Here is a 21,274-nt window from a genome sequence, read left to right as displayed (position 1 = left end):
CACCCGAAGGCTTCATTGATATTCGTCCGCTCGACTTGCATGTGTTAGGCACGCCGCCAGCGTTCATCCTGAGCCAGGATCAAACTCTCAATTTATAATTGATGTTTGCCTTAGCAATCTAATTTGCTGGCTAAAAGTTTTTTCCGAAGAAAAAATCTTTTAATCTTTATAGTCTTTTGAAACAAGTTCAAGTAAGACTTACATTGTTAGAGATCGTTTTGAAATGAATTTCAAAGCCGACTCTTAGGTGTCTAAGACCCAAATGTTTGAGATGGTTTAAAATAAATTTTAAAGCCGACTCATTTTTTTGAAATCTTAGGGTTGCTTCACTGTTCAATTATCAATGTTCTTTGTTTGACGCGAGATTAATCTTAACATATCCTTTTATAAAAATCAACAGTTTTTTTTATTTTTTTTAAGTTGTTGATTTAAAGCTATCTTTTAAGACATTCCCTGCCGGTGAGATTTATAATACCAAATTAAATATATAATGTCAACAAAAACTTTCAAAAACTTTTTATTTTTTATAGAATTTTTTATAAAACAGATTAAGGCTTGATAATACCATTTTTTTGCCATCCTAAATCTAGTGTAACACTTATATCTTTCTTATATATACCTCTATTATACTAAATTCAGAATGGCAAATACTATTAACTACTTATTATTCCACCTTAATGGGTTCTATTATATATTGATATCTGTATTCTTTATTGGGTTTGATTTTATACTTATCTTTTAACATAGCTTCTCCTGGGTAATCTCCACCTACGCCTTTTTGCATATAATCAATGTTTACTGTATATGTATCACTATAGTTTATTTCATGAATATGACTGGCAACTTCTAAGGCTTCCATCTCATATGGCCATACGCTCATATTTAATTTCTTATTACCATAGGAAGAAATTCTAATGCCCCTTCCATACTTGTCTTTGATTTCAAACCAATCCACATCAGTATGATTACCATTCTCTTGAGGCCTTAAGTAGTTATGTATAAAATCATTTACTTCTCCTGTATATAATCCAATAGGAGATCCCTCTTTTCTATCCCAATAATTTTCTTGAGGACCTCTTCCATAGAACTTTAAATAATTCATTTCCTTGGAAACTTGGCATTGCATACCAAATCTAATCATTTCTTTCTTAGGTATCACTCTATGCTCTACCAATACTTGTCCATTACCTGTAACAATATATTTCAAGATATTATTTCTTTTAAAATTTTGGGTTTTTGATTTTACTTCTATAATACACATATTTTCTTTATTATTAATTTTAATTTTAGTGGTTTTTGATTTTGGTGCTTTCCAACTATTATCTATAATATGTTTCAGCTTATGTGGTCTTAAATTTCCTGCTCCTCTATCATTATCTGTTGGTACTCTCCAATAGTTAGGTTTTAGTGGCTTCTTTAGTATTTCTTGTTGGTTATATTTATATGAACTGATTTGGCCAGTCTCTTTATTTACTAATAAGCTGAAATTATTACCTCTTAAATTAATAGTTTCTTCTGATTCTTCTATCTCTATTTGAATTTGGCTATTTAGAGCTCTTTCCATAGTTCTTTTTTCCAATTGGAATTGTTCCCACGCTAAAACATGCCCCTTGCTACTCCAAATATTATCATCCTTTGTTATAAATTCAAAGTTTATTTGATAGTCGTAATTCCCATCCTTGTTTATGTTGTTATAGTTTATCGATACTTTAATTTCTTCTTGAGGTAACAAATTTAATGTATCATCTACATTCTCTTTAACTATTACGCCATCTTTTGTTATGAACCACCTTAAAGATACCCCCTCTAAGGATGACCAGAAATTTTCATTCTTTATCTTATACAAACCTTGTTTAAGATCCACTACTTCCATAGAAATGTTTTGATAAACTTTTTTTACTTCCAAAATGGCAGGATGTAATTGTCTATCTGCTAATACCAATCCATTGGCGCAAAAATATCCGTGGTGCTTTTCTTCGTTAAAATCTCCACCGTATAGCCACATTTCTTTACCATCTTCTTCTTTGTAAATACTTTGATCTACAAAGTCCCAAATAAACCCACCCATCCAGTTATTGTATTTCTTAAACTTATCAACAAAGTCCTTAAAATTCCCTAAACTATTCTCCATACAATGAGCAAACTCACATAATAAAGCAGGTTTATCTTCATAGTCCTTACCTTTAAACGATTTATTATCTGCAGCCAATAAATTAGACATCTTGTCTTTTAAGGATCGTTTAATATCTTTTTTATTGCCAACGACATCAATAAAATCAGGTTCTTTATACATAAAAGAAATCATATCGCTTACTGATAAATCCTTATCCCCTTCATAATGAAAAGGTCGGGTATGGTCAATTTTTTTTGCAGCCTTTTTCATTAAATGAAAACTTCTTCCAAATCCAGCTTCATTGCCTAAAGACCAAATGATAATACAAGTGTAGTTCCTATCTCTAAGAACCATTCTTTCCATTCTATCAATAACAGCTTTTTCCCATTCTTTTTTATCACCTGGTATTCCTTTTTTTCTCACACCATGGGTTTCTACATCAGCCTCATCCATAACATATATGCCATAGCGATCACACAACTCATAGAACCTTGTATCATTAGGGTAATGACTGGTTCTAACTGCATTAATGTTATGCTGCTTTAAGATTCTTAAATCTTTATGATACTCTTCTTCTGTTAAATACCACCCTGTCTTAGGATGAAAATCATGCCTATTAACACCTTTTAATAAAATTGGCTTTCCATTTACTAAGAAAGTGGCGTCTTTTATTTTAATATCTCTAAATCCAAATTGGGCTTTTTTAACTTCTATATTCTTTCCAAGATGATCTTTTAACACCATATATACAGTATATAAATTAGGCGTTTCAGCACTCCATAATTTTGGATTAGAAACAATTTCACTAAACACAAAGTTTTTTTCACTATTTGCATCTAGAACTATTTTTCCTTTCATCTGTAGAATCTCTTCATTTAATTGCCCTTTTATAAAAATCTCTATTTGTTGTGCTGATTTACTTAGCGCTGTATTTTTAAAAGATAATTTTAAGTGAAGCTTGCCCTTCTTATAATCATCTTCTAACTCAGAATAAAGATAGTAGTCCCATATGAATTGTTTAGGTTCTGAATATAAAAAGACATCTCTATATATCCCTCCAAAAAACCACATATCTTGATCTTCTAAATAAGTGCCATCACTATATTTATAAACTTCTACAGAGACTTCATTAACACCTGGTTTTATATAGGTTGTAATATTGAACTCTGCTGGCGTCATTGATCCTTGACTGTATCCTACTTTTTCACCATTAACCCATAAATAAAAGGCGGATTTTACTGCACCAAAATAAATATATACATTTTCATCCTTCCAAGGTGTAGGTAATGTGAATTCTTTTTTATAGGAGCCTACTGGATTATCTTTATGATTAATTTTAGGTATTTCTTTTGGATTTTTGCTTATTGAAGGAGGATAATCAAATGCTAAATAATATGGTGTGCCATATCCTTGTGTTTCCCATACACTTGGGACCTGAATATCGTCCCATTCCTCTACATTAAAATCTTTCTCATAAAAAAATTCTGGTCTTTCTAAGGGAGAATTTGAATATTTGAATTTCCAAATCCCATTTAAAGTCATTTTATATTTCTTTTCATTACAGCAGGACTCTTCTAATGAATTGTATCTATCTAAATATGCATGTCCTGCTTCTTTATTCACTCCTATTACCTCAGGATTTTCCCATTCATACATCCTTTTCTTGTGCATAAAGACACCTCTCTTATGAATAAATATCACTATTTTATTTATTCTAATTTAATTAAATTATAATGCATTAAAATAAATAAGACAATGTAATATGGCATTTCTTGACATTTTAGATGATAATATTTTTTTATTTTTTACCCTTTTACTGTTTGTAAAAATATGGTATCATAGTAATATATTTACAAATTCGTTAGGCAATTGTTCGTAAAAGATCAAGCTATAGGGGTGAAAAAATGTCTGCAATACACGATTTGATTACTGAAGAGTTACAATTCCTTGTTGAAGAATACGAATGTATAAATAAAAGTATCCTAGATCAAATTACAAAATTAAGCGAGTATAGCAATAAAATAAACAGAAGCATCATTAAGGCTTGCACACAATGTGGCTGCCTTAAAATAGAAGGTAAAAAACTAGACTTTGAAACTGCTCATGATGAACTAGACACTCAATGTTATGGAAATATATGTCCCGATTGCAAAGAATTTGTAGAAAAAAATATGGGAAGTTGCCTCTACTATCTAGCAGCCTTATGCAATACCTTAGATTTAAACCTATATGACATACTACTAAAAGAAGTAAAAAAAGTAGACCTACTAAGAAAATACAATATTGAGTAAAGAGTTAGTCGGTTTTATAGTAAGTTCAACTAATTAAATTTTTATAAGTTCACTAAGGTAAAGATTAAGGTTAGAGTCGTTTTATAGTAAGTTCAACTAAATAAAAAGAAAAACTACTTGAACATTGTAGTTTTTCTTTTTATAAGTTTCACTAACTATAAAGCCGACTCTTACCTACACAACCCCAGTGCTTCATTTACATTCTCAACGCCAAACACTTTAACTTCCTTTGGAATCTTCAAGTTTTTCATATTTGCTTTTGGTATGATGCATGTATCAAATCCTAGTTTGGATGCTTCTATAACTCTTTGTTCCGCCATATTCACAGCTCTTACTTCTCCCGTTAATCCTACTTCACCAAAAACAAGTGTCCTAGAGTTAATTGGTTGATTTTTAAAACTTGATGCAATAGACATTATTATCCCTAAATCTAATGCTGGTTCATTTATCTTAATGCCTCCTGCTATATTTACATAAGCATCACAACTTGCTAATTGCATTCCCAGTCTTTTCTCCAATACTGCCATTAACAATACGACTCTATTATAATCTGTCCCTGTAGCTGTTCTTCTAGGCATACCAAAATTAGTTTGACTAATAAGTGCCTGTACTTCTACTAACATCGGCCTTGTGCCCTCAAGGCTACAAGATACCACTGAACCTGATACCCCTGTTGGTCGCCCTGTTAACATTAATTCTGAAGGATTGCTCACCTCAACCAGCCCTTTGTCTCTCATTTCAAACACACCAATTTCATTGGTAGAACCATATCTATTTTTTACCCCTCTAAGAATTCTATAACTTGCATGTCTGTCCCCTTCAAAATACAGAACTGTATCTACCATATGTTCTAACACCCTTGGTCCTGCAATTGAACCATCTTTGGTCACATGCCCAACAATGAAAGTTGATATATTTAATCCTTTTGCTAATTGCATCAGTATATTGGTCACTTCTCTTACTTGGCTAACACTTCCAGGTGCTGAGCTAATATCTTCTTTAAACATGGTTTGTATGGAGTCAATGATCATAACATCTGGGATATCTTTTTTTACAATTTCTTCTATATTCGTCAAATTCGTCTCACATAAAAGTAATAAATTATTGCCATTCACATTAAGTCTTTCTGCTCGTATTTTAATTTGCTTTAAGGATTCTTCTCCAGATATGTATAGTACTTTTTTATTGTTATCCGCTAAACTTTTACACATTTGCAATAATAAGGTTGATTTGCCTATACCAGGGTCTCCTCCAACTAAAACCAATGACCCAATAACAATTCCACCACCTAAAACTCGGTCTAATTCGTTTATCCCAGTAGTAATTCTTTTATCATCTAACATATGAATATCCGAAAGTTTTTTAGGCTCATTTCTTTCTAACCCAATATTATGTTGTTTAACTTTTATAGGCGTAATTTTTTCTTCAACAAATGTATTCCATTCTTTACAACCAGGGCATTGGCCTAACCACTTTGGTGATTCTTGACCACATTCATTACAAAAAAATACTGTTTTTGCTTTTGCCATATTTTCACACTCTTTCCTCTATAGTTTTATAAGGATCTTTACTAGAAAGAATTATCTTTTGAATTATTATAACCCTAACTTAGTTCAATAAGCTAGGGTTATATGGTCTTATAAAATAATATTCAGTTTTATCCATTCTTAATTTTGCTACTTCAGGTTACTTATTAGAACCACTATTGTCGTGTATTACTTGATCAATAACAATAACTAATGCCAGGATAAATATATACTCTTCATTATCAGCTATTTCTACCCCATAATGATCGGTAAAACTAAAAAACTTTTTAGAAACGGTTGCTATAACTGAACCATTTTTTCTTATTACAAAGTTATATCCAAAAAAATCTCCATCAACTTCATAGTTACCATAAGTGCTTATAATATCAAATCCAGATCTAAAAAATGTTAATTTCTTCTTCACTTTTCCTACAACTTTACCTTTGCTGTATATATTGTATTCTGCTAAAAACTTTAAAAGTTGTTGTTCAATATATAGCAGTTCATTGCCACTCATATCTTTGAAATGTAATTTGTTTCCAATAGTAAAAATTTTTCCTGTAACTTGAAAGTAATCGTTATCATTTTCATCTTTTATAGTAAAGTCATCTCTAAAGCTAAAAATCTTTTCACGAACTTTAAATTTCATCTAATAACCCCTAATTATACTTCTACTGTCCATCCGAATTCATCTTTAATTGCGCCAGTTTGAAGTCCAGTAATGGTATCATATATTTTTTGACTTAGAGCACCAATTTCATTATTGTTAATCGTTATCATATCTCCTCTGTAATTTAACTCACCTACTGGTGAAATTACAGCAGCTGTTCCAGTTCCAAATACTTCTTCTAGTATTCCTGCTTTATGAGCTTCATATATTTCATCTATTGTAATACGTCTTTCAACTACTCTTTCACCCCAAGCGTTTAATAACTCAATAACAGAATTTCTTGTTACACCTGCAAGAATACTTCCTGTTAACTCAGGGGTAATAATTTCTCCATTGATTTTAAAGAATACGTTCATTGTTCCTACTTCTTCTACGTATTTTCTCTCAACACCATCCAGCCATAATACTTGAGTATAACCTCTTTCTTTGGCTTTCATTTGAGCTTTTATACTTGCAGCATAATTACCACCAGTTTTAGCTTCTCCTACACCACCTGGCACCGCTCTTACATATTCTGTTTCTACCCATATTTTTACTGGATTAATGCCTTCTTTATAATAGGCACCAACTGGGCATGCAATTACCATGAATTTATAAGTATTAGACGGTCTTACGCCAAGATATGGATCTGTAGCTATGATAAATGGTCTAATGTATAATGCTGTTCCACCTGCATTTGGTATCCAATCTTTATCTATGTCAACTAATGCTTTAATGGCTTGTAACATATCATCTTCATCTATTTGAGGGATGCAAATTCTATCATTTGTTTTATTGGTTCTTTCAATATTTTTTTCAGGTCTAAATAATAAAACACGACCATCTACACCTTTATACGCTTTCATACCTTCAAACATTTCTTGACCATAGTGAAAAACCATAGCAGATGGTTCTAATGTAATGGGTTGGTAAGGCACTATTTTAGGATTATGCCATCCTTGTGATATCTCATAATCCATAACAAACATATGATCTGTGAATACAGCACCAAAAACCAATTCTTCTGGTTCTGGCTTTTGCTTTGGTTGATTTGTTTTTTCAATTTGTATATTTAACACGTTATTTCTCCCTTTCTTATTTGAACTTATTTAAATGCACTTTATTGTATTGAAGCTCATCTATATTATAGCTTTCTTTTTCTTCATCTTTGTATCCAATGCCTATAATGGACTCCACCCTATAGTTTACAGGAATATCTAACAGTTCTTTTACAATATGTTCTGATGAGGCCCCTTTAGCATCTTGTCTATTCCTAATTTGTACCCAACAAGAGCCTAAGTCTAACTTTTCTGCTTGAAGTTGAATAATAATAGAGGCAATGGAAGCATCTTCAATCCATACATCACATATGCTTTCATCTGCCACAATAACTATGGCCATAGGGGTATTATCAAGGAATTTAGAGCCATGGGCTTTTGCTTTAGATAGTGCCACTAACGTGTTTTTATCATCTATTATAATAAATTCCCAAGGGCAAATACTTCTTGAAGATGGAGATAATAATGCTGCTTGAATAAGCTTTTGGACTTTATCTTGTTCAATCTTTTTATCTTTAAACTTTCTAATACTTCTTCTATTACAAAGTAATTCAATCATAAGTAAATACCTCCCCATCGCGAAAGTAAATTTCCATTTATGGTTATTATCAAACAAAACCATTCTAAAGTCAATACTTTATCACATTAAATTCCAAAGAATCACTTTATGTTTCTTAACTCAACTTAAAGAGCATCTTAAAAAGACCCTATGAAATAGACTTCTTATTGTCTGTTCCACAGAGTCCCTTCTAATATTTAAAATTGCTTCTTTAAACCCCAAATCTTCCTGATCGATTGTCCTTAAATAAATCAATGTGTATTGGATTATATGTTAATGTGCTAAATATAACCGCTAATAAAACGACTAATAAAAACCAAATAAAATTGTTGAATAACATTATCCTTGTTTTAGAAATAATATAATAACTTATTATTTGTCCTGTAAGGATTGCTAATACACCAATTAATATATCTATCCAAAGAATATTATATCCTAGGACTCCTGAGTAAGTATAATAAAGAACCATTACCAAAAAAGGTGCTATTATTAGGGCACAAAACTTTCCAAACCAATAATTATTATATCTTTTTCCTACTATAAAAAACAAAATAACATAAACTATTAATAATGAAAAAAAAGTCATCTTCATATGTTCATAAATACTCTCGTTAACAGCACTTATATAACTTAAAAAATGCAATCCTGTTTCACTATAAGCATCATGTAATAGAAACATCAATACATTGGCTATAAAAAACATTAGTATTTCATAATAATATAATTTTTTTTGCATTACTAATCATCCCTTATATTTTTCATTCTTAGTTTAGTATATTCAAAATTAGCTTTATTTAAACAAACATCTTATTATATATCACCCATTAATTCTCATGTACTTACAAAAGATATATTCTATGCCATCGTATTCTTGGGTTTCACTCTCTTCAACCAATTCCCATTCTTCACTTAAATCTAGGTTAGGGAAAAATACATCGGAATTAAAATTTGCCTTTATTTTAGTGACATATGCCGTTTTACAAGTTTGAATAAATTGGTTGTATATACTTTCACCGCCAATTATAAATATGTCTTCTTCATTGTATTTTTCAAGTTCCTCTAATACTTCATTAATACTATGTTTAACAATAGCACCTTCAGATGTAAAGGATTTATCATTTGTTAGAATTATATTGATTCTATCTTTTAGAGGATTGCCCTTAGGAAAGGTACTTAATGTTTTTCGCCCTAACACAACAACCTTACCAAGGGTTTTTTCTTTAAAATACTTTAAATCCCCTGGCAAATAAGTTAACAACCTTCCTTTACAACCAATGCCCCAACTATCTTCTACTGCTACTATACAATTCATTTGTCTACCACCAATCTACACAGCTACAGGTATTTTTTTAATTTGTTCCCCTTTGTTATAATTCTCAAGGGTAAAATCATTTACTGTAAATTCATAAAAATCCTTAATATCTTTATTCATAGAAAACTTTGGTGCTTCATAAACATCTCTACTGATTAACTCTTTTACAATTGAGACATGTCTATCATAAATATGAGCATCTGCAATAACATGTACCAATTCCCCTACTTCTAACCCACTTACTTGGGCAAACATATGAACCAGCACCGCATATTGAACAACATTCCAATTATTAGCAACTAATATATCTTGAGAACGTTGATTTAAAATAGCGTTTAATTTATTATCTGTTACATTAAAAGTTACACTATAGGCACAAGGGTATAGATTCATTTCATCTAAATCTTGATGGACATAAATATTGGTCATAATTCTTCTACTATAAGGATTATGTTTAAGATCATATAGCACTCTGTCTACTTGATCAAATTCTCCTTCCTTATACTTATGCTTTACACCTAATTGGTAACCATATGCTTTACCAATAGACCCAGCTTCATCAGCCCAACTATCCCAAATCTTACTATTTAAATCGTTAACATTATTAGATTTTTTCTGCCAAATCCATAGTATTTCATCTATAGCAGATTTAAATGCCGTTGGTCTTAATGTCATAATTGGAAACTCTTTAGACAAATCATATCTATTGACAACAGCAAACTGTTTTATGGTATGAGCAGGCTCACCATCTTCCCAACGCGGTCTTACATCTTGTCCTTCTGAACTATAGCCATTATTTAAAATATCATTACACATACTAATAAAAACTTTATCCGCATAACTCAATTTAATCTCTCCTATACAAGTAATTTTTTATTGCTTATATTTTATACAATTAATTGAAATAAACCGCCGAAACTTCACATGTGATGTTTCTTCAAAGAATATATAATGAAATCAGCGTCGATGGGCTGAAAGGAAGAATCAAGCCCCACGACCTATATTATATCTATAAAAAGAAGTCAAAGCAAGACTTACATCTCACTTTGACTTCTTACATATTTAATTAGCTTGTTCTACATATTTTTTAATATCTGACAACCCAATATATTTATTTACTTTTCCTTCATTAACTACTACTAATGTAGGTGCATTTTTAATACTATACTGATTCACAAGTTCCATATAATCTTCTGAATCCAATACTTGAACATTATCATTCTTTAAGAAATCTTTTGCCACGTGGCAATTAGGGCAAGTTTTTGTTGTAAATAAGTATTTGCTACTTAAAGAAGATTCTTCTACTGTAGCAGCCACTTCTTTTCTTGCTTCTTGTTGTACTTCAATTTCATTTTTTTCAACAGATTGACCTGGATTGTATTCCACTCTATTTTTAAATTCTTGAGCCTTACCATCATTCCAGTGTTGGACTGGTCTATAGTATCCTGTAATACGGCTATAAACTTCTGTTTTTTCTCCACAGTCAGGACAATTGTATTCTTCTCCTACAAGGTATCCATGGGTTTTACATATAGAATATGTTGGAGAAAGTGTATAATAAGGCAGTTTATAATTGGCTGCGATGATTTTAACTAATTTAGCCGCACCTCTCCAATCAGATACTTTCTCTCCTAAAAATGCATGGAATACAGTTCCTGATGTATACTTTGTTTGGAACATATCTTGTATATCAAGGGCCTCAAAAACGTCTGCTGTATACTCCACTGGCAAATGAGAACTGTTGGTATAATAAGGTGTATCCCCTTCATTTCCAGCTGTTCTAATCAATGGCCATCTATTTCTGTCGTGCTTTGCCAATCTAAAGCTTGTTGATTCTGCTGGTGTCGCTTCTAAGTTGTATAAATCACCATATTCTTCTTGGAAATCAGCTAAACGATTTAACATATGATCTAATACTTTTAATCCAAAATCTTGGGCCTCTTGATTCGTTAAATCTTTTCCTATCCATCTAGCATTTAAGCCAACTTCATTCATTCCTACCAAGCCAATCGTAGAAAAATGATTTTCAAAGCTTCCTAAATAACGTCTTGTATATGGGTAAAGACCTTCTTCTAATAATTTTGATACCACTTCTCTTTTAGTTCTTAAAGATCTTGCAGATATATCCATCATATGATCTAATCTATCATAGAACTCTTTTTCATCAGAAGACAAATAAGCAATTCTTGGTAAATTGATTGTTACAACCCCAATAGAGCCAGTACTTTCACCTGAACCAAAAAATCCACCTGTTTTCTTTCTAAGCTCTCTAAGATCAAGTCTTAAACGACAGCACATACTTCTTACATCACTAGGCTCCATATCACTGTTCACATAGTTTGAAAAATATGGTGTTCCATACTTTGCAGTCATCTCAAATAATAATCTATTGTTTTCTGTTTCTGACCAATCAAAATCATTTGTAATAGAATATGTAGGTATTGGGTATTGGAACCCTCTTCCATTAGCATCTCCTTCAATCATAATTTCGATAAAGGCTTTATTAATCATATCCATTTCTTTTTGACACTCTTTATATTTAAAGTCCTGTGGCTTTCCACCTACTAAGGCTTGTAATTCTGCTAAATCATTAGGTACTAACCAGTCTAGGGTTATATTTGAAAATGGTGACTGTGTTCCCCATCTACTTGGTGTATTGACACCAAATACAAAAGATTGAATGCATTGTTTTACTTCTTTATATGATAAATTATCTATTTTTACAAATGGTGCTAAATAGGTATCAAAGGAAGAAAATGCTTGTGCTCCTGCCCATTCGTTTTGCATTATTCCTAAAAAGTTAACCATTTGGTTACATAAGGTTGAAAGGTGACCTGCTGGCGCAGATGTAATCTTACCTGGTATACCTCCAAGACCTTCTTCTATTAACTGACGCAATGACCAACCTGCACAGTAACCTGTTAACATAGATAAATCATGAATATGTATGTCCCCATTTCTATGGGCTTTAGATATTTCATCGTCATATACTTCTGATAACCAATAATTTGCTGTAACAGCGCCTGAGTTATGTAATATCAATCCCCCAACTGAATATGTAACTGTAGAGTTTTCTTTAACTCTCCAATCTTCTTCATTTACATAACTATTAACAATGTCTTTGTAATCTAATATAGTTGATTTCATATTTCTTATTTTCTCACGTTGTTTACGATATAAGATATACGCTTTAGCAACATCCGTATATCCTGATTGTTCTAAAACTGTTTCCACACTATCTTGGATATCTTCTACATGAATAAAGTTGTCTTTCATTTTATTTTGAAAGTCTGCTGTTACCCTCAAAACCAACATATCCATTATTGCATCAGCATATTTTTTGTTCGTTGCTTTAAAAGCTTTTACTATTGCTTCTTTAATTTTAATTAAATCAAAGGATGATACTTCCCCATCTCTTTTTATTACCTCAAACATTTAGTAACTTCCCCTTTCATTCTTAAAATTACTCGTTTTTTCTATGTTGCTTCGTAAAAATATAATACCATATTCAAACTAGGAGGTCAAACAAAAAAACCACCAGATAATGTGATGGTTTTTTTATTTGCACACTATATATAGTGTTTAGCCAATTGGTCATTTTTACCTATTTACATTTCACGACTAAACCCTCTTTTTTCCTACAATTATCTACAAAAGCTTGTTAACCCTATCATACACTTCCTGAGGGACATAGGCTTTTATATAAACACCTTCATTTTTATATTCTTCTTCTTCAATTTGACCATAAGTTCGAATATTATTTAAAATGCTTCCTTCATTATATGGTATTATTTTTTCAATTAAGTGAGCTTGGTTTCTTAATACCTCTTCAATTGAATTTAATAATTCATCAATGCCTTCTTCTTTTAATGCTGATATATACACTGATTTTTCAGCTTTTACATCTCTGATTGTTAAAGGCGTTTCTAAACAATCTTGTTTATTATAAACTGTAATAATTGGTTTGTCCAGTGCTTCCAAATCTTTCAAGGTTTGGTACACAACATGGATATGCTTTTCCGCTTGAGGACTAGAACTGTCTACAACATGGAGTAATAAATCTGCATATTTTGCTTCTTCTAAAGTACTTTGAAAAGCCTTTATTAAATGGTGAGGTAATTTTCGAATAAACCCAACAGTATCTGTTAGAAAAACTTGTTTGCCACTAGGCAGCTCCATTTGTCTAGTAGTAGGATCCAAAGTTGCAAATAGTTTATCCTCTTCTAATACACCAGCCATAGTTAAACGATTTAATAAAGTTGACTTCCCTGCATTTGTATAACCTACTATGGCTATAACAGGAGTCTTTTTTTTCTTTCTCTGTTCTCTTATTAAATCTCTATGTTTTTTTATCTCTTGAAGTTCTTTAGACAACTGACCAATATGGTTTCTAATATGTCTTCTATCCACTTCTAACTTTTTCTCACCTGGACCTCTTGTTCCTATTCCACCACCTAATCTTGATAAAGATGCACCAATACCTATTAATCTTGTTAATCTATATCTTAATTGAGCCAATTCAACTTGAATAATACCCTCTTTTGTACTTGCTCTTTTAGCAAAGATATCTAATATTAACATAGTCCTATCCATTACTTTTGTATCTAGTTTTTCTTGAAGGTTCTTTAATTGAGCAGGGGATAATTCATCATCACAAATAACTCCTGTAGCCCCTAGCGCTATTACTAGATTTTTAATTTCTTCCATTTTACCTTTTCCCACATATGTTGCTGGATGAGCTGATTCTCTACTTTGTGTTATCCTTCCTACAGTTTCAGCGCCTGCTGTTCTAACCAGTTCTTCTAATTCATCAAGAGAATCATCTGTGTCCTGATTATCAAAATCAATTGCTACTATAATGACTCTTTCTTTTATGTTTTCTAAATCCATTATATCCCATCTTTCCTTCTGTTTTTTTTGAAAGTATACTTTTCAAATCCCTTCCAAGGAATTGAAACAATACTTTTATCGAAACTATCTCTTACGAAGTAAGAGGCATAAGTTGAGTTAAAAAATTGAGTTCTTTTATAACTTCTTCATTATGCGGATTAATTTCTATTATTTCTTCTAAATATTTTTTTGCTTCATCATATAATTTTAATAATTGATAGGTTGTTGCTATATTAAATAATATTTCTTGATTCTGAGGCAATAACTCATTTGCTCTCTTAAAAAATTTTAATGCTTCATCGTATTCTTTTAGTTTAATCTGAATAACGCCTATTTTATTATTAATCCAAGGTGCATTTTCTAGTTGATTATATAGAGAATAATACTCCAATGCCTTATTATAATCCAAGGCATTTTCAAATTGTATTCCTAAATGTAATAATGCTCTCCATTCTTCCTTTTCAAATGCTTTTTCTAAATCCATAATACCCTTATTCTTATCACCGTTATCCATATAGAATAAACCTCTTAATAAGTATGCTTTTCCAGTAGGATTATTATTTTTTACCTTATTAAAATATTCTAACGCCAATTCTACTTCTTGTTGCTTTCCATAATATATTGCTATATTTAAATCTACTTCAGAAGCATTTAATAATGTCTTCGCTTTCTCAAAGTCATTAATTGCTTCATCTAATAAATTAAGGTTTATATAACTTACACCTCGATTATTATAAGCTTCTCCAAAATCATTATCAATTATAATAGCTTGATTAAAACTCATAATGGCTTCTTCATATTCTCCAAATTTATTAAACATAAGTCCTTTTTCATTCCATATCCTTTTATCTTCAGGGTGACTTTCGAGAATTATATTGTATGTATTTGCCGCTTCATCTCTATTATCTAATCGCTCTTGTACAACTGCTTTATGTAAATACGCTTCAATATTTTTACGGTCTATATCAATGACTTTATCAAAGTAGTTTAATGCATCGTTATAATCCCCAATGTACATTGACCCAATACCTAATAAAAAGTATACCTCTGATGGTATGTTTTTATGATTCAATGCTTTTTTTAACACATCTATGGCTATCTCATACTCTTCTAATTGAATTAATACCATTCCTTGGTTTTGGTAGTATTCAGGGCTACTTTTCTTTTTTGCTGCTTCTATAAATTTCTCTAATGCTTCCTCGTATTTTTTGTTATTATATTCTTCTATACCTATTTCATTAAGCCTAAAGGCTTCATTAGAGTTTGTTGTACACCCAACAAGGATCAATGAAATTAATAGCAGGTAAAGTTTCTTGACCATATATCCAACTCCTTTATTTTCTACTATTTATTATACTACTATTTAGAATAAATACTAGAAAAATACAGCACATTTAATCAACTTTTTACTTTATAGAAAAAAGAAACTTATTATAAAGTAAAAATAGCGGGGATAACTACCGCTATTTTAAAGTATTTTAATATTCTCTTCCAAGTTTTCGCCAATTGTTAACGTGACTCCTTTAAATGTCACCTCTTCTTTTTTGCCATTAGGGATGATTGTTAATCGCCCATCTATTATCACATTACCTATAATATTGATTTCCCATTTTCCTTCTCTTAGTTTCATAAAATCTAATTTTATAAGAAAGGGGTCCATTTTACTACTTTGATATTGTTTTGCCATAATGGTAGTACCAGTGATATCTAAGTAATTTTTATCTTCTTTCCACTTATTTAGTTCTTTTAGTGAAATTTTTTCTTTTTCTGGGGATATTAATTCAATTATATAATTATCTAAAGCCGCACCATAAATACATAGATTGAATATGTCTTGTGACTTCTTTACTTCAAACTCAAATTTTTTATTTTTATCCTTTGGTCCAAATATCAATTTATAATTATCGAATATAGCTTCTTTCTTAAGAAGTAGATAGCTGTTCTTGTCTTTTAATTTTTTATTAAGATAACTAAATAAACTAATTAAATCTAAAGGATGTATTACCAATTTATCTATATCTAAATAATATGCTGTATCCTTACTAGTATCTATCTCTTGAATCAACTCTATTAACCATTTTCTTATTTCTGCCACAAGTATATTAACTGCATCATTTTCTTTTCTTTTTCTTAGGTTATAAATCTTACAGGGAAGTTCTTTGAAATCTTTTTCATCTTTTTCCCCGTAAAAACCTACTATAACGGTTTCTTTACTTTCTAATTCTTTTATTTTCTCAACCAACCGCTCCCATATGTTTCCTATAAGTTCATTGGAAAAATTTATAAAAACTGGCAATAGTAGATTTATATCCATATAATTTTCTGAATCATCCATAGACCCTATCTCTGTAATGAACAAAGCCCTATCCAGACTGGATTGCAAACATAATGCGCCAAACCCTAATTCTGTATTAGGATATGCAAATCTTGCTATTGGTTTAGAAGTACCATCAATTAAATAAGCTTTAATTTTTTCTCCGTACAAGAAAGGGTCATTTCCTCTTACAATGCCCCATTCCATCAGTAACGCAGATGCACCTGTTACAAAAGGTGTTGCCATAGATGTACCGCTCTTTGTATCATAACCTCCACCTGGTGCTGCTGCTGTAATATTTACACCTGGTGCAACCAGCTCTGGCTTTACAAAGTCATAATATCTTGTAAATCCTCTTCCTGAAAAGTCAGCTACACTATTTGTTACTGAATTATAAGCACCTACAGTTATAGCTCTATGTGCTGACCCTGGTGTTGTTAAAGTCGTTAATACTGTTGGTGATAAGAATCTAGTGGTTGTTTGTATGACCTCACTACTTGGTAACCACAAATTGTAATTCCCTACTATGATATTAATAGGACTTAACCTTATTCTCCAGATACCACCATCTATGTACGCATTTAATGGAACCAATTCAATATAAATTTCTTGAGCCATATTATAAGGTGTTGGTTCTCCGTAATATACAAATACCTCTGTCCTACCCATAATAAACCTTTGAGTTCCCAGTCTTCTAGTTAATGGTCCTACTTCTATTCCTGCTGGGTTAATGATGTATATATCTATGGTATCATAATAAGATTTCCATATTTGTATGTTAAGGGTTCTTTCAGTACTTGCCACTGCAATTTCTACTGTCACTGGGGTGCCTGCCGTTAGCACTCCTCCTGTATGATGTCCTGCTGCGCCTTCATTTCCTGAACCAATAACAATTACATTTCTACCTACCCCTGCCATGGTATCAATAAATGTTTCTAGTAGTGAACTGCCGTCTCTAGGACCATAATTATTCCCAAAACTTAAATTAATGGCTACTGGCTGATTTAATTCCTGTGCCTTATTGATTACATATGTAATGGCTCTCATTAATTCTGTTGTTCTTGGATAAGACTCCGTTGCTGGTTCTCCAATTTTTACAATTAACAAATCACTTCTAGGGGCAACCCCTGTATATCTCCCAGCACTAGCCCTCCCATTCCCTGCTGCTATCCCTGCAACATGGGTGCCATGCCCTGAAATATCCACACTTGGAACAATTGCTAATTGATCCGTTCTTGTTCTTTCTGCTAATGCCTCATTGATTTGTTCTCTTGTATATACAGTCCCTTGGACAAAGCCTTCAGGAGGATCCCCAGGAATGGATTGATCCCATAATTCAATAATTCTCGTTGAGCCATCTTCATTTCTAAAGTCCTGATGAGCATAATCAATTCCTGAATCAATAATAGCAACAATTACGCCTTCTCCAGTTAAATTATAGGGTGGCTCTTGTACTCTTGCTATACAAGCCGCCCTCTTACTAAGGTCCATATTATAGAATAACAACTTAGGTTTTTCAATAAATTCTATTTGTGGATAAGCCGTTAATCTATTGATTAAGAACTCTGGTACATATAGAATTGCATACTCATTCGTCAAGATTTCCACTTCAATACCTAACTCTTCTTCTAATGCCAAAATATTACCATTGTATTTTACAATTAACTCCCATACCTCTATGTCATCAAAAAAACCTATGTCTAAGTCAAGAGTTCTTTGTCTAACTCTTTCTGTAACACTTAGTGCTAAATTTAATTGATTCTCCAATTTTTGATTCTGCACTTATGTTACCTCCTTCAAATCCAATGATTTAAATTTTTTAATATTAAATTGAATACTTTTTTTAATACTGTTAATACTATAATTGAGTCCTTAAAAAGACTTAATTAAATCCCAACTCCTTCTGCTAATAACTAAAAAGCAAAAAGACTCAACAAAAGATAACCTAATACTTATCCTCCCCTTTTAAGAACCAACTATGTTTATAGTTGGTTCTTTTGTTTTCCAGAAGATATTGTCACTATTTTAACATTCTTTTCTTGTTCATATTGACTCTTAATGTAGACAGTAATATAATTATTATTATATATCATATTAAAAAATGCTTTATATTATGATTTTAAAATACATATTATGTTTTTCAAGATAATAATATACTTTAGGAGGAAATTTTTTGATAAAGCGAATAGGCGCAATTATATTTATCCTTTTCTTTTTAAGCCTATATATTGTAGGTCTAGTAGCTGCAATACTCCAAAAAGATTATGCTGCTAACTTGCTTGTTATCACAACTATGCTGGCTACTATTTTACCTATCTTTATTTTTATGATTCATAGGTTTTTTCTTCTTAGAACTAATACTCTTGTTGAAATCCAAGAAGAAGAAAATAAGTAATGCCTTTATAATGTGATTTAAAAATTTTATATATTAATATTAAGGGAGGCAATATTATGCTTTTAGTAAACACGGATTATATATCAGGAAAAGAGTTAGAGACTCTTGGATTAGTAAAAGGTTCTACTATTCAATCAAAACATATTGGTAAAGATTTTATGAGTGGTTTAAAAACCATTGTTGGTGGGGAATTAGTGGCCTATCAAAAAATGATGGAAGAAGCAAGGGATTTAGCAACTAGTCGAATGATTAAAGATGCTGAAAGTTTTGGAGCAGATGCAGTTGTAAACCTACGATATGCTACTTCAGCTATTGTTCAAGGTGCAGCAGAAGTAATCGTTTATGGTACTGCTGTAAAATTTAAGTAATGCAAAAGGAGTTAATTATGTTTTTGAATAATTAACTCCTTTTTTTAATTCTGATTTAATTTATTCTCTATTGATCTTCTATAATCTTAACAATTACTTTTCTATGTCTTGGTCCGTCAAACTCACAAAAATAAATGCCTTGCCATGTTCCCATTAACAAATCCCCTTGGTTAATAATAACAGTACTACTATTACCAAAAAAACTGGCTTTTAGATGAGCTGCCGAATTGCCTTCTAAATGTTCATATTGATCCTCAAAAGGAACAATCTTATTAATGGCCTTTGTTAAATCTTTCATAACACTAGGATCTGCATTTTCATTAATGGTTATTCCTGCTGTAGTATGGGGTATAGCAATAACACATATACCTTCTTTTACATTTTTAGTTTTTATAATACTGCTGATTTTAGCTGTTATATTTATAAATTCAACTGCTTTATTGGTTTGAATATTTAATGTCTCAATCATTTTTATGAGTCACTTCCTTTTAGAAAGTCTAAATAGTCTTTCATATTTTTTTCATATCCTTGATTGGTAAAGTTATAATAAGTATTCCCTATCAATTCATCTGGTAGGTATTGTTGCTTAACATAGTGATTTGGAAAGCTATGGGCGTATTGATAAGAAATCCCATGACCTAATTCTTTTGCATTTTTATAATGGGCATCTTTTAAATGGGGCGGGATTGTTCTAACTTGGATGTTCTTTACATCTTCCAATGCACTATCAATAGCAACATAGGCCGCATTGCTTTTAGGCGCACTGGCTACATAGGATGCCGCTTGAGATAAGATTATTCTACCTTCTGGCATTCCTATAAAATCAACTGCTTGAGCTGCAGATACTGCAACTTGTAATGCCCGTGGATCTGCATTCCCTACATCTTCAGCTGCGCATATTACAATTCTACGAGCAATAAACTTAGGATCTTCACCAGCATAAATCATTCTAGCAAGGTAGTAAACAGTTGCATCAGGATCAGAACCTCTCATACTTTTAATAAAGGCAGATATTGTATCATAATGACTGTCTCCATCTTTATCATATTGAATTGCTCTTTTTTGAATACACTCCTCAGCAACCTCTAAAGTAATATGTATGGTTCCTTCCTCATCAGGATTCGTTGTTAAGGTACCTAATTCTATGGCATTAAGAGCAGCCCTTGCATCACCATTTGCTATATCAGAAAGAAAATTCAAAGCGTCCTCTGTAATAGTTGTTTTAATACTTCCTAAACCTTTTTCTTTATCTTCTAATGCTCTTATTAACAAATTTTTTATATTCTCTTTTGTTAACAATTTTAATTGAAAAATCCTTGATCTTGAGACCAAGGCATTGTTTACTTCAAAATAAGGATTTTCAGTAGTTGCTCCAATGAATATAATAGTCCCTTCTTCTACATATGGAAGCAAAGAATCTTGTTGGGCTTTATTAAATCTATGAATTTCATCTACAAATAGAATTGTTTTTTGACCGTACATACCTATATTGTCTTTTGCTACCTTTACAACTTCTTGAATATCCTTTTTTCCAGCAACAGTTGCGTTTAATTGAACAAAGTTAGACTTTGTAGTATTGGCTATTACTTTTGCCAAGGTGGTTTTCCCTGTTCCTGGAGGGCCATAAAAAATAATTGATGATAACTTGTCTGCTTTTATTGCTCTATAAAGAAGCTTATCTTCTCCAATTATATGCTCTTGCCCTACAACTTCATCAATAGTGGTAGGTCGCATCCTTGCTGCTAAAGGTGATTCTTTTTCTAATGTGTTTTTTCTCATTAAATCAAACAAGTCCATTA

Annotated in this window: 17 protein-coding genes and 1 rRNA gene; 3 read left to right on the top strand and 15 right to left on the bottom strand. The window is 31.5% G+C overall.

What is annotated here, in order from left to right:
* Positions 1-95, bottom strand: a 16S ribosomal RNA gene (locus tag EDC18_RS10025); the annotation flags it as partial.
* Positions 96-664: 569 nt separating this feature from the next.
* Positions 665-3,784, bottom strand: a complete 3,120-nt coding sequence (lacZ, locus tag EDC18_RS10020) for a beta-galactosidase, LacZ type (protein ID WP_132252717.1) — start codon at positions 3,782-3,784, stop codon at positions 665-667.
* Positions 3,785-4,017: 233 nt separating this feature from the next.
* On the opposite strand from lacZ, the gene EDC18_RS10015 reads away from it, so the two are divergent.
* Positions 4,018-4,404, top strand: a complete 387-nt coding sequence (locus tag EDC18_RS10015; protein ID WP_243115111.1) for a nucleoside triphosphate pyrophosphohydrolase family protein — start codon at positions 4,018-4,020, stop codon at positions 4,402-4,404.
* A gap of 170 nt (positions 4,405-4,574) precedes the next feature.
* On the opposite strand, the gene radA is transcribed toward EDC18_RS10015, so the two are convergent.
* From radA to EDC18_RS09960, 11 genes are all read right to left on the bottom strand, one after another.
* Complete coding sequence (radA, locus tag EDC18_RS10010) at positions 4,575-5,933, bottom strand: DNA repair protein RadA (protein ID WP_132252715.1); 1,359 nt, start codon at positions 5,931-5,933, stop codon at positions 4,575-4,577.
* 157 nt (positions 5,934-6,090) lie between these two features.
* On the bottom strand, positions 6,091-6,579 hold the full coding sequence (locus EDC18_RS10005) for an LURP-one-related/scramblase family protein (protein WP_132252714.1): 489 nt from the start codon (positions 6,577-6,579) through the stop codon (positions 6,091-6,093).
* A 14-nt stretch (positions 6,580-6,593) separates the two neighbouring features.
* On the bottom strand, positions 6,594-7,658 hold the full coding sequence (locus EDC18_RS10000) for a branched-chain amino acid aminotransferase (protein WP_132252712.1): 1,065 nt from the start codon (positions 7,656-7,658) through the stop codon (positions 6,594-6,596).
* 16 nt (positions 7,659-7,674) lie between these two features.
* A complete protein-coding gene (locus EDC18_RS09995) occupies positions 7,675-8,196 on the bottom strand; it encodes a nitroreductase family protein (protein WP_132252710.1) in 522 nt (173 codons plus the stop codon).
* A 211-nt stretch (positions 8,197-8,407) separates the two neighbouring features.
* The gene (locus EDC18_RS09990) at positions 8,408-8,932 is read right to left on the bottom strand and encodes a DUF6512 family protein (RefSeq protein ID WP_132252709.1); all 525 of its coding nucleotides are present in this window, start codon (positions 8,930-8,932) and stop codon (positions 8,408-8,410) included.
* An 81-nt stretch (positions 8,933-9,013) separates the two neighbouring features.
* Entirely contained in the window at positions 9,014-9,508 is a 495-nt protein-coding gene (locus tag EDC18_RS09985; RefSeq protein WP_132252707.1) for a dihydrofolate reductase, read from the bottom strand.
* 15 nt (positions 9,509-9,523) lie between these two features.
* On the bottom strand, positions 9,524-10,354 hold the full coding sequence (gene thyA / locus EDC18_RS09980) for a thymidylate synthase (RefSeq protein WP_132252705.1): 831 nt from the start codon (positions 10,352-10,354) through the stop codon (positions 9,524-9,526).
* Between the two features lie 216 nt (positions 10,355-10,570).
* Entirely contained in the window at positions 10,571-12,943 is a 2,373-nt protein-coding gene (locus tag EDC18_RS09975) for a ribonucleoside triphosphate reductase (RefSeq protein WP_132252704.1), read from the bottom strand.
* A 213-nt stretch (positions 12,944-13,156) separates the two neighbouring features.
* A complete protein-coding gene (hflX, locus tag EDC18_RS09970) occupies positions 13,157-14,398 on the bottom strand; it encodes a GTPase HflX (protein WP_132252702.1) in 1,242 nt (413 codons plus the stop codon).
* A 91-nt stretch (positions 14,399-14,489) separates the two neighbouring features.
* Positions 14,490-15,719 carry a tetratricopeptide repeat protein gene (locus tag EDC18_RS09965; RefSeq protein ID WP_132252701.1) on the bottom strand — a complete coding sequence of 410 codons (1,230 nt, stop codon included), beginning with the start codon at positions 15,717-15,719 and terminating at the stop codon, positions 14,490-14,492.
* A gap of 147 nt (positions 15,720-15,866) precedes the next feature.
* On the bottom strand, positions 15,867-18,494 hold the full coding sequence (locus EDC18_RS09960) for a S8 family peptidase (protein WP_132252699.1): 2,628 nt from the start codon (positions 18,492-18,494) through the stop codon (positions 15,867-15,869).
* A gap of 391 nt (positions 18,495-18,885) precedes the next feature.
* Here EDC18_RS09960 and EDC18_RS09955 point away from each other — a divergent pair, with 391 nt between their 5' ends.
* Both EDC18_RS09955 and EDC18_RS09950 read left to right on the top strand, forming a co-directional pair.
* A complete protein-coding gene (locus EDC18_RS09955) occupies positions 18,886-19,107 on the top strand; it encodes a hypothetical protein (protein WP_132252697.1) in 222 nt (73 codons plus the stop codon).
* A gap of 56 nt (positions 19,108-19,163) precedes the next feature.
* Positions 19,164-19,475, top strand: a complete 312-nt coding sequence (locus EDC18_RS09950; protein WP_132252696.1) for a YbjQ family protein — start codon at positions 19,164-19,166, stop codon at positions 19,473-19,475.
* A gap of 67 nt (positions 19,476-19,542) precedes the next feature.
* Here the strand turns inward: EDC18_RS09950 and EDC18_RS09945 are convergent, their stop codons facing one another.
* Together EDC18_RS09945 and EDC18_RS09940 are read right to left on the bottom strand one after the other, a co-directional pair.
* Positions 19,543-19,944 (bottom strand): secondary thiamine-phosphate synthase enzyme YjbQ, encoded by a 402-nt coding sequence (locus tag EDC18_RS09945; protein ID WP_132252694.1) that lies wholly within the window; start codon positions 19,942-19,944, stop codon positions 19,543-19,545.
* Positions 19,945-19,946: 2 nt separating this feature from the next.
* Positions 19,947-21,272 (bottom strand): AAA family ATPase, encoded by a 1,326-nt coding sequence (locus EDC18_RS09940; protein WP_132252692.1) that lies wholly within the window; start codon positions 21,270-21,272, stop codon positions 19,947-19,949.
* Positions 21,273-21,274: the final 2 nt, after the last annotated feature.

The sequence above is a fragment of the Natranaerovirga pectinivora genome (assembly GCF_004342165.1).
Taxonomy (GTDB): Bacteria; Bacillota; Clostridia; order Lachnospirales; family DSM-24629; genus Natranaerovirga; species Natranaerovirga pectinivora.
This window is presented reverse-complemented; position numbering and strand designations above follow the sequence as displayed.

Excerpts from the sequence above, each read along its gene's own strand:
- EDC18_RS09945 (WP_132252694.1), bottom strand. The coding sequence starts at position 19,944 with ATGATTGAGACATTAAATATTCAAACCAATAAAGCAGTTGAATTTATA.
- radA (WP_132252715.1), bottom strand. The coding sequence starts at position 5,933 with ATGGCAAAAGCAAAAACAGTATTTTTTTGTAATGAATGTGGTCAAGAA.
- EDC18_RS09950 (WP_132252696.1), top strand. The coding sequence starts at position 19,164 with ATGCTTTTAGTAAACACGGATTATATATCAGGAAAAGAGTTAGAGACT.
- EDC18_RS09965 (WP_132252701.1), bottom strand. The coding sequence starts at position 15,719 with ATGGTCAAGAAACTTTACCTGCTATTAATTTCATTGATCCTTGTTGGG.
- EDC18_RS09995 (WP_132252710.1), bottom strand. The coding sequence starts at position 8,196 with ATGATTGAATTACTTTGTAATAGAAGAAGTATTAGAAAGTTTAAAGAT.
- lacZ (WP_132252717.1), bottom strand. The coding sequence starts at position 3,784 with ATGCACAAGAAAAGGATGTATGAATGGGAAAATCCTGAGGTAATAGGA.
- EDC18_RS10015 (WP_243115111.1), top strand. The coding sequence starts at position 4,018 with ATGTCTGCAATACACGATTTGATTACTGAAGAGTTACAATTCCTTGTT.
- EDC18_RS09940 (WP_132252692.1), bottom strand. The coding sequence starts at position 21,272 with ATGGACTTGTTTGATTTAATGAGAAAAAACACATTAGAAAAAGAATCA.
- hflX (WP_132252702.1), bottom strand. The coding sequence starts at position 14,398 with ATGGATTTAGAAAACATAAAAGAAAGAGTCATTATAGTAGCAATTGAT.
- EDC18_RS09975 (WP_132252704.1), bottom strand. The coding sequence starts at position 12,943 with ATGTTTGAGGTAATAAAAAGAGATGGGGAAGTATCATCCTTTGATTTA.
- EDC18_RS09990 (WP_132252709.1), bottom strand. The coding sequence starts at position 8,932 with ATGCAAAAAAAATTATATTATTATGAAATACTAATGTTTTTTATAGCC.
- EDC18_RS09985 (WP_132252707.1), bottom strand. The coding sequence starts at position 9,508 with ATGAATTGTATAGTAGCAGTAGAAGATAGTTGGGGCATTGGTTGTAAA.
- EDC18_RS10005 (WP_132252714.1), bottom strand. The coding sequence starts at position 6,579 with ATGAAATTTAAAGTTCGTGAAAAGATTTTTAGCTTTAGAGATGACTTT.